Raw genomic sequence first — 14,650 nt, forward strand, 5'->3', positions numbered from 1 at the left:
CGGGGCACCGTAAGCTCGCAATTGCCGCCGCGCTCGGCCGCGAGATCGACGACGACCGAGCCCGGCTTCATCGCGGCGACCATGTCGGCCAGCCACAGCTTCGGAGCGTCGAGGCCGGGTATCAAGGCAGTCGTGATGACGATGTCGATCTCGGGAGCGAGTTCGCGGAACTTGGCCAGCTGCTTCTCACGGAACTCAGCTGATGAAGGCGTCGCATAGCCACCCGTCGCAACGCCGTCGTTCTGCTGTTCGTCGAAGTCGAGATAGACGAATTGAGCGCCCATGGATTCGATCTGCTCGGCCACCTCGGGCCGAACGTCGAAGGCGTAAGTGACCGCGCCGAGGCTGGTGCTGGTTCCAATGGCGGCCAATCCGGCGACGCCAGCGCCGATGACGAGCACCTTGGCCGGAGGCACTTTGCCAGCCGCGGTGATCTGGCCCGTGAAGAAGCGGCCGAAGTTGGCTCCGGCCTCGATCACGGCGCGATAACCCGCGATGTTGGCCATCGACGATAAGGCATCCATCTTCTGCGCGCGGCTGATGCGCGGCACCATGTCCATGGCGATGACATTCGCCCCGCAAGCCCGGGCACGTTCGAGCAGCTCCTTGTTTGCGGCCGGATAAAAGAAAGAAATCAGCGTCTTTCCGGACGAGAGCAAATTCAGCTCATCGTCGGACGGCGGACGAACCTTGACGACGACGTCGGCGGCCGCGACAAGCGCCCGCGCGCTCTCGACAACCGTGACGCCTGCCGCACGATAGGCGTCATCGGAGATGCCGGCCGCCACCCCGGCTCCGGCTTCAACCACGGCATCGTGTCCAAGCTTCTTGAGCTGCGATGCGGAGTCCGGCGTCAATGCGACGCGCGATTCTCCGACAAGCCGCTCGCGCAGCGCTCCGATCTTCACTCAATCCCTCCCATTTTCTGTTTCGCGACAGGAAGGCAGCTCGTACCACCATGTGATAAATGTTACAAGGAAATTCACAAAATAACATCAAATCAACCAATTTTGCGATTGCACTATGTGATATCTCCCATTCGGGCATATCCGCCGATCATTGTAGGCTGGCGGGCGTTGGCGATGTTTGCGCCGGTGTGATGTGATAATGTTCGCTGTATCACAACCAAGCATGTTGAATTGTGATAAAATATGTTATATTTGGGGATCTCTCGCACGTCGACAGAGGAGTGCCGAATGATCCCAGCCAAGGTATCGATTTCTGATCTCGCAAACGCGATCCGCGTTCTTTCCATCGATGCCGTGGAGGCAGCCAATTCCGGTCATCCGGGGATGCCGATGGGCATGGCTGACGCCGCGGCCGTGTTGTTTGCAAGGCATTTGAAATTCGACGCCAGCCAGCCTCGCTGGGCCGATCGCGATCGCTTCGTTCTGTCGAACGGGCATGGGTCAATGCTGCTCTACAGCGCGCTTTATCTCAGCGGTGTGGAGGACGTCTCGATCGAGGAGATCCGCAATTTCCGCCAATGGGGTTCCAAGACCCCCGGCCATCCTGAATACGGTCATACAGCTGGCGTGGAGATCACCACCGGGCCGCTCGGGCAGGGCATAGCGGGAGCGGTGGGCATGGCCATAGCCGAAAGACGCCTTTCGGATGAGTTTGGCGCGGACCTGGTCGATCACCACACTTACGTGTTCTGCGGCGACGGCTGCCTCATGGAAGGCGTCGGACAGGAGGCGGCCTCGCTGGCCGGTCACCTGAAGCTCGGCAAGCTGATCGTGCTCTATGACGACAATGCAATTACGATTGACGGCTCCACCGCCGTTTCGTTCACCGAGGACGTTCCTGCCCGCTTCGCGGCCTATGGCTGGCATGTCGAAAGCATCGACGGCCATGATCCGGCCGCCATCGATGCGGCAATCACTCGCGCGAAGGCAGAAACCGGCAGGCCGTCGCTGATCGCGATGAAGACTGTCATCGGCTATGGTTCACCAACCAAGGCCGGCAAAAGCTCGGCTCATGGCGCGCCACTCGGGGCAGCCGAGGCGGCTGCGGCCAAGGCTGCCTATGCCTGGCAGGCCGCGCCATTTCAGATACCGCCGGAGATCCTCGAACGCTGGCGCGCCATTGGCGCAAAGGGAGCTGGCGCACGTGCCGATTGGCAAGGGCGGCTCGATTCCATTGACGCCGGCAAGAAAGCGGAATTCCTACGCCGGGTCTCCGGCGTGCTTCCCGATCACTATGGTGGGCAGGTTGAGGTAGCCCGGACCAAGCTCCTCGACCATCCTCAACAAGTCGCAACCCGAAAAGCAAGCCAGATCGCTCTGGAAAGCCTCACCGCCGCCCTGCCTGAGATGATCGGCGGCTCAGCTGACCTTACCCATTCCAATCTTACCCGCGTTGCCGCCGTCGACAGCGACTTCACGCCGACCAGCTCGGGGCGCTATGTCAGCTATGGGGTGCGTGAATTCGCCATGGCCGCGGCCATGAACGGCATCGCCGTGCACGGCGGACTTATTCCTTATGGGGGCACGTTCCTGGTCTTTTCAGATTATTGTCGCAACGCAATCCGGCTGTCTGCGCTGATGGGGGTGCGCTCGATATACGTATTGACGCATGACTCGATCGGGCTTGGCGAAGACGGTCCAACTCATCAGCCGGTCGAGCACGTGGCCAGTCTGCGGGCCGTTCCGAACCTGCACGTATTCCGACCCTGCGATGCCGTTGAGACGCTGGAGTGTTGGGACATCGCTCTGCGCGACCGAAACACTCCATCGGTTCTGGCGCTTTCGCGTCAAAATGTTCCTCAACTCCGGTTGGAGCGCGACGCCGCCAACCGGGCGCAAAAGGGTGCCTATGTCATTAAGGAGTCCGGTCCGACTCGTGACCTGACCATTCTCGGCACCGGGACCGAGGTTTCGCTCGCCGTTGCCGCGGCAGAGCAACTGAAGGAGAGGGGCATTCATGCAGCGGTCGTCTCAATGCCCGCCTGGGATCTCTTCGAGAAGCAACCGAAAGCCTACAGGGTGGCCGTGCTCGGCAACGCGCCGCGCATCGCGGTCGAGGCGTTGTCGAAATTCGGGTGGACCCGCTATGTGGACAGCGAGGACGACGTCATCGGCATGACCGGCTTCGGCGCCTCGGCGCCCGCCGATGTGCTTTACGAGAAATTCGGCATCACCAGCCAGGCGATCGTCGCGCTCGCTCTCGAAAAGCTCGGAGCAACGCCATGAACGTTCTCAGGCTTGCCAATGATCAACCGGCTCGCGCACTGCGAGCCGTGGAGGATTTTCTGGAGGATTGGGCGGGCGCGGACGCGCTCCGCCTCGCGATCACAAAGCAAATCGACGCCGTGATGACGGGCGCACGGGCCTTGTCGGCCAGGATCGCCCTCGGTGAACTTCCTGGCGATCCCGCCGAGATCGTCGGCGTAAATTCCGACAGCGACAAACAGAAGGCGATCGACGTTGCCTCACATCATTTGTTCCTGGCCCTGCTGCGGGATGCCGGCGCGGCGCAGGTGCTGTCCGAGGAGGCGGAAGTGCCGGCTGTCTTTGGTTCGTCAGGCCTCGCCGTCGCGATAGATCCCCTTGACGGATCGGGCAATGTCGGACTTGGGGCCTCCCTTGGCACGCTCTTTTCGATCGTTCCATTCGAGGTCGGCGAGGATCCGTTCCTCAAGCCGGGAAGGGAATTGGTCGCTGCCGGCTACGTGTCCTATGGCAACACCGTCGATCTTGGCTTTTCGGTCGGGGAAGGGGTCGTCCTGGCGACGCTCAACCCCAATGATGGAAGTTTCTACGTCATCCGGGAAAGTGTCCGGATAAAGCCCGACACGGCGGATCTCGCCTACAATGCGTCTTTGCATCGCCATCTCGTGCCGTCGACCCGTTCCTATGTGGACGACTGCCTGAAGGGCAGTTCGGGTCCCCGGGGCCGCGACTTCAATATGCGCTGGCTGGGCGCCGCCGTTGGAGAGCTCCATCGCATTGTTTTGCGCGGTGGCGTCTTCCTCTACGGCGCCGATGGCCGTCCAGGCTACGAGCAGGGCCGCTTGCGCCACGTCTACGAGGCCAATCCGATCGCATTTTTGATGCGGGCCGCCGGAGGCCTCGCCACCGACGGCAGCATCGACATACTCGACAAGCCGCCCGCGTCCCACCATTGCAGGACGCCGCTGGTCTTCGGCTCTGTCAACGAAGTCGAACTGATCTCAGGTCTGGTCCGGAAAGCATAAGGGGAAAGCCATGGCGCGAATTACCTTACGTCAATTGCTGGATCACGCGGCCGAACATGGCTACGGCGTACCAGCATTCAACATCAACAATATGGAACAGGCGCTTGCGATCATGGAGGCGGCCAACCTGACGGACTCGCCCGTTATCATGCAGGCCAGCCGCGGTGCGCGCGCCTATGTCAATGACGTCATGCTCAGGCACATGATGGACGCCGTGACGGAGATATACCCCAACATCCCGGTCTGTGTTCATCTCGACCACGGCAATGAGCCAACCAGCTGCATGACAGCGATCCAGGCCGGCTTCACCTCGGTCATGATCGACGGATCGCTGCGAGCGGACGGCAAAACGCCGGCCGACTGGGACTATAATGTTGGCGTGACGAAGAGTGTTGCGGATTTCGCTCACTGGGGCGGTGTGTCGGTAGAGGGTGAGCTTGGCGTGCTCGGTTCGTTGGAAAGCGGCATGGGCGAGGCCGAGGACGGGCATGGCGCGGAAGGCCAACTGTCGCACGACCAGCTCCTGACCGATCCGGATGAGGCTGCGGCCTTCGTGAAGGAGACCAAGGTCGACGCTTTGGCGATCGCAATGGGCACCAGCCATGGCGCCTATAAATTCACCCGCAAGCCCGATAGCGACGTGCTTGCAATGCACGTGATCGAGGCCATCCATGCCAGGCTGCCCCATACCCATCTTGTGATGCACGGTTCCTCGTCCGTGCCGGACGAACTGCAGGAGATCATCAACAGGTTCGGCGGGGAGCTCAAACCCACCTGGGGGGTGCCGCTCGAGGAAATTCGGCGCGGCATCCGGCATGGGGTTCGCAAGATCAACATCGACACAGATTGCCGCATGGCGATGACCGGGCAGGTCCGACGCGTGCTGAGCGAGGATCCCTCCGAATTCGATCTGCGGAAATACATGAAGCCCGCCATGGCAGCACTTTCCAAGCTATGCCGCGAGCGCTTCGAGGCTTTCGGATCGGCGGGCCACGCTCATGGCATCGTCCCCTTGACGCTGTCCGAAATGGCTGAGCGCTATCGCAACGGGACTGTCCATTGAGAGCGACATGTTGGACATTGGCGCACGCGCTTACACACGCCGGCGAAGCGCCTTATGCCACGTGTCGGAGGTCGTCCGGCAGCCGGCGACGCAGCAATGGAGATGATCGTGAGACGAGAAGAGCGCAGGCAGGAAATCATCGATCTTCTCGTTGCCAGCCGCGCGGTTGATCTTGATGATCTCGCCACTCGGTTCGCGGTCTCGAAGATGACCATCCACCGCGACCTCGACGACCTCGAGCGAGCCGGTGTGCTGCGCAAAGTGCGCGGTGGCGCGACCATCGAACCAGGGACCCAGTTCGAGAGCGATTTCCGCTTCCGTGAGCTGCAGGAAGCCGATGTGAAGCGGTCGATTGCGACCGCAGCGGCCGAGCTCGTCGAGCCAGGCATGACCGTCATGATCAACGACGGGTCAATGGCGGCGATGCTCGGCGACGTGCTGGCAAGAAAAAGAGCAATTACGATCATCACCAACAATGCAGCGATCATTGATCGCAACAAGGGCGAGAGCGGCGCCACGCTGATCGCCGTAGGCGGGGTCTATTCCTCCAAGTTCAACGCCTATTTTGGGATTGTCACTGAAGAGGCGCTTTCGCGCCTGCGTGCCGACATTGCCTTTGTCTCGGCGCCTGCCGCGTCGGGCCGCCTCGCCTATCACATGGACGAGACCGTCGTGCGCAGCAAGCGCGCCATGATCGCCTCCAGCAGACAAAGCTGCCTCCTGGTCAATAGCCGACGCTTCGGCCACACGGCGTTGCATGTACTCGCCGACCTCAATGATTTCAGCACGATCATCTCCGACAAACCGTTGCCACACCAAACGGCAGTCGAGCTCGAAGGTGGACAAACCGTCGTCAGGATCGCTACCGCAGAGGCAACACAATGACCGCAAACAAGCAGTTTTGGGTCGGCACCAGCTGGAAAATGAACAAGACCCTGGAGGAAGCCCGCGAGTTCGCCGATGGCTTGTGCCGCGCCGAGTCCGGCCGGCATGACCGCCTCCAGCGTTTCGTCATCCCGCCATTCACCGCCGTCCGTGAAGTCAAGAGGATGCTCAAAGGCACTTCGGTCAAGGTCGGTGCACAGAACATGCATTGGGAAGATGAAGGCGCCTGGACCGGGGAAGTGTCGCCGGTGATGCTGAAGGACTGCGATCTCGATATCGTTGAGCTCGGCCATTCGGAGCGCCGCGAGCATTTTGGGGAAACCGATGAAACCCTTGGCCTCAAGACGGAGGCCGCCGTCCGCCACGGCCTCGTGCCGCTGATCTGTATCGGCGAGACGCTTGCGGACCGCGAGAGCGGCAGGGCGAGCCAAGTCCTGGCAACGCAGGTGCGCGGCGCGCTCGGCAAGCTGGCTGCCGGCCAGCGAGGGGCTCCGATCCTTCTCGCCTACGAGCCCGTCTGGGCGATCGGTGAACGTGGCATCCCTGCGACGGCCGAGTATGCCAACGCCCGTCATGCCGAAATCGCCAGGTTCGCCCACGAGATCCTCGGGCGTCGCATCCCCTGCCTCTATGGCGGCTCGGTCAATCCCGGCAATTGCGAAGAACTGATCACCTGCCCCGACATCGACGGGCTCTTCATTGGTCGCTCGGCCTGGAAGGTCGAGGGCTACCTCGACATCCTGGCGCGCTGCGCCGCCAAAATCTGAAAAGGAGACGAACATGAAAATCGCTGTTGCAGGAGACAGTGCGGGCGAGGGGCTCGCCAAGGTTCTCGCCGACCACCTGAAGGATCGGCACGATGTGAAGGAGGTCTCTCGCACCGACGCCGGCCCCGAGGCCTTTTATGCAAACCTTTCGGATCGCGTCGGCTCAGCCGTGCTCAAGGGCGAATATGACCGTGCCATCCTTGTTTGCGGCACTGGTATCGGCGTCTGCATCGCGGCCAACAAGGTGCCAGGCATTCGCGCCGCCCTGACGCACGACACCTATTCGGCAGAGCGCGCCGCGCTCTCGAACAACGCGCAAATCATCACCATGGGATCGCGTGTCATTGGCCCGGAGCTTGCTAAATCGATTGCCGACGCCTTCCTCGCGCACAGCTTCGATGAGAACGGCCGTTCGGCAGGTAACGTCAAGGCGATCAACGAGGTTGATGCCAAGTACAATACAGTGCCCCGCTAAGCCTGACGACCTTCCTTGCGATGGCAACACCAGACAGAGATCGCAACAATTGTTGTCGGGCACGGCATCCTTTTTTAGGGCGCCTCAGTTGCCGCCCGCCAACTCGTTTCGCTGCTCGGGAGTAAGCGGGCGCAACTCGCGCCCGTGGAGCATGAGGAACAGCTTGGCGGTCTCCTCGAGTTCTTCGGTAGCATATTGCGCCTCCTCGAGCGACTTTGCCGCGATGACCGGACCGTGGTTCGCCATCAGGACGGCGTTACTGTCCTTCGCGGCCTCTTGCACCGCCTCTGCCAGTTTCTGATCGCCCGGGCGAAAATAGGGGACAAGCGGCAGGCGGCCGACCCGCATGACATAGTAGGCGGTGAGCGGCGGCAACACGTCTCTCTCATCAACGCCCTTAAGGATGCTGACGGCTACCGAGTAGGTCGAATGAAGATGCACAACGGCGCGGCCGTGCGGCCGCGCGCAGTACATACATTGATGCAGGAAGGCTTCCTTGGTCGGCTTGTCGCCTCCAATATGCACACCCTCGGCCGAAAACAACGAAAGCCGCTCGGGGTCGAGATTTCCAAGCGACGCATTGGTCGGCGTCATCAGCATTCGCCCATCCGACAGTTTCACGCTCATGTTTCCGGTTGATCCGAATGTGAGGCCCCGGTCGAAAATTGACTTGCCGATCCGCGCGATTTGATCCCGTGTTTTCGTCTCTTCTGAAAGGGTCGCCGTCATCAGATTTTGCTCCAGGCATCGATGAAGAAATCTTTGCCGCCAAAATTCCCCGACTTCAGCGCCAGGGAAATCGGCCCCGCGCGGGACGGTGCGCTGACCCATGGAACGCCCGGCGCAATCTCGTTGCCGATGTCGAGCTGGTTGATGCCAAGCGACTTCACGACCGCACCGGAGGTTTCACCGCCTGCCACGATCATTTGCGAGACGCCTCCGTCAACCAACTCCTTTGCGATCCGCGCCAGCGCCGCCTCCACCATTTCGGCGGCTTGCGTCGCGCCATATTTCGCCTGGTTGGCTTTCACCTCCTCAGGAGCAGCGGTTGCATAGAAGAGCACTGGCTTGTGTCCCACGCGGTCCTTGGCCCAACTGAGCGCATCGGCCACCACGTCCTGGCCATTCGCCAGCTTGCCGATGTCTATCCGGTAGCCCTCATGGTCCTGAAGCATCCGTTCGACTTGGCCGTTGGTCGCAGTCGAGCAACTCCCCGAGATCACGGCGCGAGCTCTTGTGCGAGCGCGGTTACCTTCGCGAGGGTAAATTGACGTTGGCCTTTCCATGAACATCGACCGCGCCAGCCCATAGGCAAGGCCTGAGGCGCCAGTCAGAAGCGGAGCCTCGGCGAATGCCCGGGCGATACTCTCCAGGTCGATATCGTCGATCGCATCGATGATGCCTATCCCGGCACCCTCCGCGCGTGCCTGCGCGGACCAGGTCCGTATCGCATCAACGCCACCTTTTACCGTCTCGTGATAGCACGCGACTATCTTGCGCTTGGTCTGCGGAGCAAGGAGCCGGACGAGATTGGAATCCGTCATCGGCGTAAGCGGATGGTTGCGCATCCCCGTTTCGCTCAAGGGCAGATCACCGACGAAGAGGTTGCTCTTGTAGACGGTGCGGGCGTTCGCAGGAAAGGCGGGACAGGCGATCGTGAAATCACTGCCTAGCTCCTCCAACATGGCGTCAAGCACCGGACCGATATTGCCCGCGTCGGTGGAATCGAAGGTCGAGCAGTACTTGAAAAAGAACTTCGATGCTCCGCGGCGCCGAAGCCAGCGAAGCGCCTGCAGCGACTGGCTGACGGCCTCCCCCGGTTCGATGGTCCTCGTCTTGAGCGCCACGACGATGGCGTCCGCGCCGACCTCCTGCCGGTCGGGCGGGGTGCCAATCATGACCGTGGTCTTCATACCGCTTTTGGCAAAGATGCCAGCGACGTCTGTTGCTCCGGTGAAATCGTCAGCGACGCAGCCGACGGCGAGTTTCGGCGCCGCCATCGCCTCACCTCATGATGAAGGGATTGGCGACACTGCTGGCCGTGGAGATCATGACGCTCTTGGTCTGCAGGTAGTTCTGGATCGAAGCCAGCCCATTTTCGCGGCCGATGCCGGAGTGCTTGTAGCCACCCAGCGGCGACATGTAGCTGATCGTTCGATAGGTGTTGACCCAGACCGTACCTGCCTGGATGGCCGCCGAGACGCGCAGAATGCGTCGCATGTCCTGCGTCCAGAACCCGGCGGCGAGCCCGTAACGGCTGTCATTGGCGATCTGGATGGCTTCCTCGTCGGTGTCGAATGGAATGACCGCCAGCACGGGACCGAAGACCTCTTCCTGGGCAATGCGCATGTCGTTTCGCACCGACGAGAAAATGGTAGGCTCGACGAACCAGCCCTTGGAAAACTCTGGGTTGGTCGGCCGTGCGCCGCCCAGGACGCATTCCGCGCCTTCTTGTCTGGCGACGTCGATATAGCCGAGGATCTTCTCGAGTTGCGGCGGCGTCGTCACTGGGCCAACCTGCGTGGAAGTCGAGAGCGGATCACCCATGCGCGCGGTTTTTGCCAGGGCGATCACCTTTTCAAGGAACTGGTCGTGGATCTTGCGCTCGATGAGCAGACGCGAACCGGCAATGCAGGTTTGGCCCGTGGCTGCAAATATGCCGGAAATGACGCCGTTGACTGCGTTGTCGATCTCGGCGTCGGCAAAGACGATGTGCGGGCTCTTGCCGCCAAGTTCCAGGGTGACCTTCTTAAAATTGCGTGCGGCCGCCTCGCCAATCTTGCGGCCGGTGGCCTCGCTGCCGGTGAAGGCGATTTTGGCGACATGCTCGTGGGTTGTCAGTGTCTCGCCGACATCGGCACCGAAGCCTGTGACGACGTTGAAAACACCGGGCGGGAAACCGGCTTGTTCGACGAGCTTGGCGAGTTCAAGGGTCGAGGCTGAGGTGAATTCCGAGGGCTTGGCGATGAATGTATTGCCTGCTGCCAGGGCGGGGGCCAGCTTGTAGGACAAAAGAAGAAGCGGTGAGTTCCAGGCCGTGATGCCGACGCAGACGCCCAGCGGCTCGTGCCTCGTGTAGTTGAAGGTCTCGGGCTTATCGATCGGGATCACCGCACCTTCGATCTTGTCCGCGAGGCCACCGAAATAGTGATACCATTGTGGGATGTACTTCAGCTGGAACAGCATCTCGTTGATAAGTTTGCCGTTATCGATCACTTCGATCTTCGCCAGCCGCTCGGCGTTTTCGGCGATCAGATCGCCGAGCCGCCGCAAAAGATGCCCGCGCTCGCTCGCCGTCAGCTTTGGCCACGGGCCGCTTGTGAACGCCTTGTGCGCAGCATTGATCGCCCGCTCCGCATCCGGCTTTTTTCCCTTTGGAATGGCTGCCCAGGCTTCGGCGGTGAAAGGATTGTAGGAAGCGAAAGTCTCGCCATCGGCTGCGGCTTCCCATTTGCCGTCAATGAACATCTTGTAGGTTTGCATCGTCATCACCTTTGCTAGCATCCCAGTTGTTGCGCCAGATGCTCGAGATCGTTGGCGACGAAATCCCAGTCCTGCTCGGCTTCCAGATCGGTGACTTGGCCAGGCCCATGCTCGGTCGGCCGCAGGATGAACGCAGTCTTGAGGCCAACGTTGCGGGCGGCGGCGAGGTCGTAATTGTGTGCCGCGCACATCATCACGGCGGCAGGCTCAAGATAGAGCATTCTACATACACCCTCATACGTCTCGGGGTCGGGCTTGTAGTGCCGGAAGAGCTCGCAGGAGAAGATCGCGTCCCAAGGCAGATCGGCACCCTTGGCCATATTGACCAGAATAGCGACATTGGCGTTCGACAGCGGACCGATGATGAATTTCCGCTTCAGGCGATGAAGCCCGCCCGACGCGTCCGGCCAGCCCTTAAGCCTGTGCCAGACCTTGTTGATGTGCATCATCTTCGACTCGTCCAGAATGGGCAGCGCCAACTCTTCAAATACCGAGTTCAGGGCCTCGAAATGCAACTCGTCGAGGTTCGTCCACGGCAGTTCACCGCGCCGCACGCGCGCCTTTTGCGGGTCGTAACGGCCTCTCCAGCGATCAACGACGTCGGCCCAGTCGACAGTCAAACCTTCTTTACGACCCCATGCAGACAGGTCGGCGATGATCGAGCCGCGCCAGTCGACCACGGTGCCGAAGGTGTCGAAGACAATAGCTTTGATGTCGTTGGCCATAGCTATTGTACTCGACATACCGGGAAAACACGGTTGAACGTCTCAACCCTCTTCTCCAGCACCCAGGGTGTGGTGGCCTCATTGAAGCGCGCAAAGTGCCTTGACTGGAGGTGGATGTCGAAGTCGGTCTGGCTGCGGTAGAATTCGTAAAGGTAGAAGCGACCTGGCCGTTTCGGATCCTGGCATACGTCGAAGACGATGCAGCCTGGCTCTTCGCCGAGCGATACTGCCGCGTTTTCAATCATCGCCGCCTGGAAGTCATTGATGTGCTCCTCGCCGACCACCAACTCCACCGCAACCACCAACCCGCCCGCGCTCTCACCGCTCATGCCACCTCCTTGCGGACTGCCCTGAGTGAATCAATTACCGAGCGGGTCATGTCAGCGCAGTTGGCGCTTCCACCATATTCCATTGGAACCGCAAGATTGCTCGAAAGTGTATGCTCAACGGCTTCCTCGATCAGGCTTGCGGCATTGGCGAGGCTTTGTTCGCCGTGCCGAACCGCGAGCCAATCCAGCATCATCGCCGCCGAGAGGAACATGGCGTTGGGATTGGCGAAGCCCTTGCCCGCGATGTCGGGCGCGGTTCCATGGGCAGGCTGGAAAAGCCCGTGATTTTCGCCAATGTCAGCAGATGGCGCCATACCCATGCCGCCGATCAGGCCCGCGGCCAAATCCGAGAGGATATCTCCGAACATGTTCTCGGTTACCAGCACATCGAAGGTCCAAGGCTTCTTGACCATGTTGAGCGCCAAGGCATCGACATAGGCGTGGTCCCTCGTCATGTCCGGATGGCGCGTCGCGACTTCGTTGAAGACCTTGCGGAAGAAGGCCATCGATTGAAACACATTCGCTTTGTCGACGCAGGTCACATTTCCCGGCTTGCCGCGACGCTTGCGTTGTGAGGCGATCTGGAAGGCAAACTCCACCACGCGCTCTGTACCAGCCCGGGTGATCTGCATGGTGTCATAGGCTTCCTCATCGTCGCGGATTTCACCGCGGCCCCGGGCATAAAACAAACCTTCCGTCTGCTCGCGCACGATGACAAAATCGATGTTTTCGGCCCGAGGGTCGGTCAGCACCCGCGGCAAGCCGGGAAACCACCGAATCGGCCGCACGCCGGCGAACAGGCCGAGCTCCATACGAAGATCGAGCTGCGGGATGATTTCGGTGCCGTCGGGAAAGCGAATGTCGGGCCAGCCCATCGCTCCAAACAGGATGGCCTCGGCCTTGCGACACGCCTCGAGCGTTGCACTCGGCAACGCCTCGCCGCTCTCCGCATAATACTGCGCCCCCGCCGGATATGTTTGGAACGTTAGCGCCGGGGCGCCGACGAGGTCGAGGGCGGCCTCGACGAGTTCAAGGCAGGCGGGCATGACCTCCCGGCCGATTCCGTCGCCGGGAAGCACGGCGATAGTGAGCGTCTGGTTCTTCATCATTTTCGATCCAGTCAGAGATGGTTCAGTCCAAAGCGATCAAGCAGATCGAGGAGCTCCCGCCCCGCCCGCTGCCTGTGTTCCCGGTGGATGCGTCCGGCGTTCGCAACATCACCGGCCCGGATAGCCTTCACGAGCTCAGCGTGATCGCGGGTCGAGTTCACCGGCTTCGGCCGCATTTTGAGGGTCAGCATGCGCACGCGGTGAGCCCGGTCGATGAAATTCATGACCACCGACTTCAGCATTTGGTTGCCGCCGAGATCCAGAAGCAGTTCGTGGAACCGCGCGTCGGCCTGCGCCCAGCGGTCGAGGTCGTCGGCGGCGAGCGCCTTGTCCATGTCGGCGGTTGCCCGTTCCAGCCCGCTGAGTTGCTTGTCCGTTAACGCGCGGCCGGCCGCGAGCTCGGCGGCGGTGCTTTCGAGCGACGTGAGGATTTCATAGATTTCCTTCATGTCCGACGTCGACACCGGCAAGACGCGCATGCCGTGACGTGGAACAACGGAGACCAGTCCCTCCTGCTGAAGACGCATTAGCGCTTCGCGAACAGGTGTCCTGCTCATCCCCAGGCTTGTTGCGACCTCCTGCTCGGTGGCCTGGAAACCGGGCGACCATTTGTTCTCCAGAATCAACCGGCGGATTTTCAGATATGCCGTGGTCGTCATCGTCTTGGCGAACGTCTCATCCTTGATCAGGTGAGCGGCTTCCGGTTTCGTGGCAGTGGCCATTTCTTTCCCTATTCGTTCGCTTCACGATCCGGCGTAGCGGCGCCAGCTGTGTTCGGGGTTGTACCCGAGCACCGATTTTGCCTTTTCGATTGACAGCAATGTCTCGTTATCCCCGACCTGCCGGTTGAAGGGTACGCCTGGGTAAAAGCGCTCGACCAGCTCATCATTGGGCGTCATCATGACACCGTCCTGGTTGGCGATAATGAACACCTCGGCTCCCTTACCGCTCCATTCCAGAGATTTGCGGATTGCCTGTGCGCCATCGCGGGCGTCGATATAGGTCCACAGGTTGAACCGGCGCCCGCCCGGATTTTTTTCGAACGCCGGGAAGTCGGCGTATTCGCTCTCTTCCATGACGTTGGAAAAGCGCAGGCACACGATTTTCAGGTCCTTGTCCCAGCGGCAGAACTGTTTGGCCATCTCCTCGCCTAGGTGCTTGGACAGCGAGTACGAGGTTTCGGGACGCGGAGCATAGTTCTCGTCGGCGGGGAAATAGTCCGGCTTGATCGTGTAGGGAATGCCCAGCAGCGTTTCGCTGGACGCCCACACTACGTTCTTGATGCCAAGAAGCCGGCAGGCCTCGAAGACATTGAAGGTCGAGACCGTGTTGACCCTGAAGACCTCGGCCGGCGCGACCTTACCCGGCATCGGGATAGCGGCAAGGTGCACGACCGCTTCGGTTTTGCGGTTATGGTCCCAGTCAAAGCCGGTAATGGCTTCAAGGGTTGCCCGCATGTCCTCAAAGTCGACCTTGATGAAGGGGCAGAGGTTTTCCCGCGGCTCGGTCGTATCGGCATTGATGACGTCATGCCCATTATCAAGCAGATGCTTCACCGTCGCGCGTCCAAGCTTGCCGCTGCCGCCTGTTACCAAAACTCTCATTTGAAGATCCTC

The 14,650-nt window shown here is 60.8% G+C and carries 14 protein-coding genes and 1 pseudogene; 6 read left to right on the forward strand and 9 right to left on the reverse strand.

Annotated elements, in window-relative coordinates; all coding sequences use genetic code 11:
* Nucleotides 1-2: 2 nt before the first annotated feature.
* A pseudogene (locus tag AC04SG_RS25170) lies at nucleotides 3-908 on the reverse strand (Re/Si-specific NAD(P)(+) transhydrogenase subunit alpha); the annotation flags it as partial.
* 288 nt (nucleotides 909-1,196) lie between these two features.
* On the opposite strand from AC04SG_RS25170, the gene tkt reads away from it, so the two are divergent.
* The 6 genes from tkt to derI all read left to right on the forward strand — a co-directional run bounded on the left by tkt (nucleotide 1,197) and on the right by derI (nucleotide 7,388).
* Nucleotides 1,197-3,194 carry a transketolase gene (gene tkt / locus AC04SG_RS25175; protein WP_488553238.1) on the forward strand — a complete coding sequence of 666 codons (1,998 nt, stop codon included), beginning with the start codon at nucleotides 1,197-1,199 and terminating at the stop codon, nucleotides 3,192-3,194.
* The gene (locus AC04SG_RS25180; RefSeq protein WP_488553239.1) at nucleotides 3,191-4,198 is read left to right on the forward strand and encodes a class 1 fructose-bisphosphatase; all 1,008 of its coding nucleotides are present in this window, start codon (nucleotides 3,191-3,193) and stop codon (nucleotides 4,196-4,198) included. The genes tkt and AC04SG_RS25180 overlap by 4 nt, the downstream gene beginning before the upstream one ends.
* Before the next feature lie 10 nt (nucleotides 4,199-4,208).
* Nucleotides 4,209-5,261, forward strand: a complete 1,053-nt coding sequence (fba, locus tag AC04SG_RS25185) for a class II fructose-bisphosphate aldolase (RefSeq protein WP_488480661.1) — start codon at nucleotides 4,209-4,211, stop codon at nucleotides 5,259-5,261.
* A 108-nt stretch (nucleotides 5,262-5,369) separates the two neighbouring features.
* Nucleotides 5,370-6,146 carry a DeoR/GlpR family DNA-binding transcription regulator gene (locus AC04SG_RS25190; RefSeq protein WP_488553240.1) on the forward strand — a complete coding sequence of 259 codons (777 nt, stop codon included), beginning with the start codon at nucleotides 5,370-5,372 and terminating at the stop codon, nucleotides 6,144-6,146.
* Nucleotides 6,143-6,913, forward strand: coding sequence for a triose-phosphate isomerase (locus AC04SG_RS25195; RefSeq protein ID WP_488553241.1), 771 nt, complete (start codon nucleotides 6,143-6,145; stop codon nucleotides 6,911-6,913). The genes AC04SG_RS25190 and AC04SG_RS25195 overlap by 4 nt, the downstream gene beginning before the upstream one ends.
* A 13-nt stretch (nucleotides 6,914-6,926) precedes the next feature.
* Entirely contained in the window at nucleotides 6,927-7,388 is a 462-nt protein-coding gene (gene derI, locus AC04SG_RS25200; protein WP_488480659.1) for a D-erythrulose-4-phosphate isomerase, read from the forward strand.
* 84 nt (nucleotides 7,389-7,472) lie between these two features.
* On the opposite strand, the gene otnC is transcribed toward derI, so the two are convergent.
* Genes otnC through AC04SG_RS25240 form a run of 8 tightly spaced genes read right to left on the reverse strand, consistent with a single transcriptional unit; the run spans nucleotide 7,473 to nucleotide 14,638 of the window.
* Nucleotides 7,473-8,117, reverse strand: coding sequence for a 3-oxo-tetronate 4-phosphate decarboxylase (gene otnC / locus AC04SG_RS25205; RefSeq protein WP_488480658.1), 645 nt, complete (start codon nucleotides 8,115-8,117; stop codon nucleotides 7,473-7,475).
* A complete protein-coding gene (gene otnK, locus AC04SG_RS25210) occupies nucleotides 8,117-9,388 on the reverse strand; it encodes a 3-oxo-tetronate kinase (RefSeq protein ID WP_488553242.1) in 1,272 nt (423 codons plus the stop codon). Before otnK ends, otnC begins: the two co-directional genes overlap by 1 nt.
* 4 nt (nucleotides 9,389-9,392) lie before the next feature.
* A complete protein-coding gene (locus tag AC04SG_RS25215) occupies nucleotides 9,393-10,871 on the reverse strand; it encodes an aldehyde dehydrogenase (RefSeq protein ID WP_488553243.1) in 1,479 nt (492 codons plus the stop codon).
* A 14-nt stretch (nucleotides 10,872-10,885) separates the two neighbouring features.
* Nucleotides 10,886-11,596: a haloacid dehalogenase type II gene (locus tag AC04SG_RS25220; RefSeq protein WP_488553244.1), complete on the reverse strand. Its 711-nt coding sequence runs from the start codon at nucleotides 11,594-11,596 to the stop codon at nucleotides 10,886-10,888.
* Between the two features lie 2 nt (nucleotides 11,597-11,598).
* Nucleotides 11,599-11,925, reverse strand: coding sequence for a putative quinol monooxygenase (locus tag AC04SG_RS25225; RefSeq protein WP_488553245.1), 327 nt, complete (start codon nucleotides 11,923-11,925; stop codon nucleotides 11,599-11,601).
* Nucleotides 11,922-13,034 carry an isocitrate/isopropylmalate dehydrogenase family protein gene (locus AC04SG_RS25230; RefSeq protein WP_488553246.1) on the reverse strand — a complete coding sequence of 371 codons (1,113 nt, stop codon included), beginning with the start codon at nucleotides 13,032-13,034 and terminating at the stop codon, nucleotides 11,922-11,924. The genes AC04SG_RS25225 and AC04SG_RS25230 overlap by 4 nt, the downstream gene beginning before the upstream one ends.
* Nucleotides 13,035-13,045: 11 nt before the next feature.
* Nucleotides 13,046-13,756, reverse strand: a complete 711-nt coding sequence (locus tag AC04SG_RS25235; protein WP_488499820.1) for a GntR family transcriptional regulator — start codon at nucleotides 13,754-13,756, stop codon at nucleotides 13,046-13,048.
* A 21-nt stretch (nucleotides 13,757-13,777) separates the two neighbouring features.
* Entirely contained in the window at nucleotides 13,778-14,638 is an 861-nt protein-coding gene (locus tag AC04SG_RS25240; protein ID WP_488553247.1) for an NAD-dependent epimerase/dehydratase family protein, read from the reverse strand.
* Between the last annotated feature and the right edge of the window lie 12 nt (nucleotides 14,639-14,650).

The sequence above is a fragment of the Mesorhizobium sp. CNPSo 4684 genome (assembly GCF_057784315.1).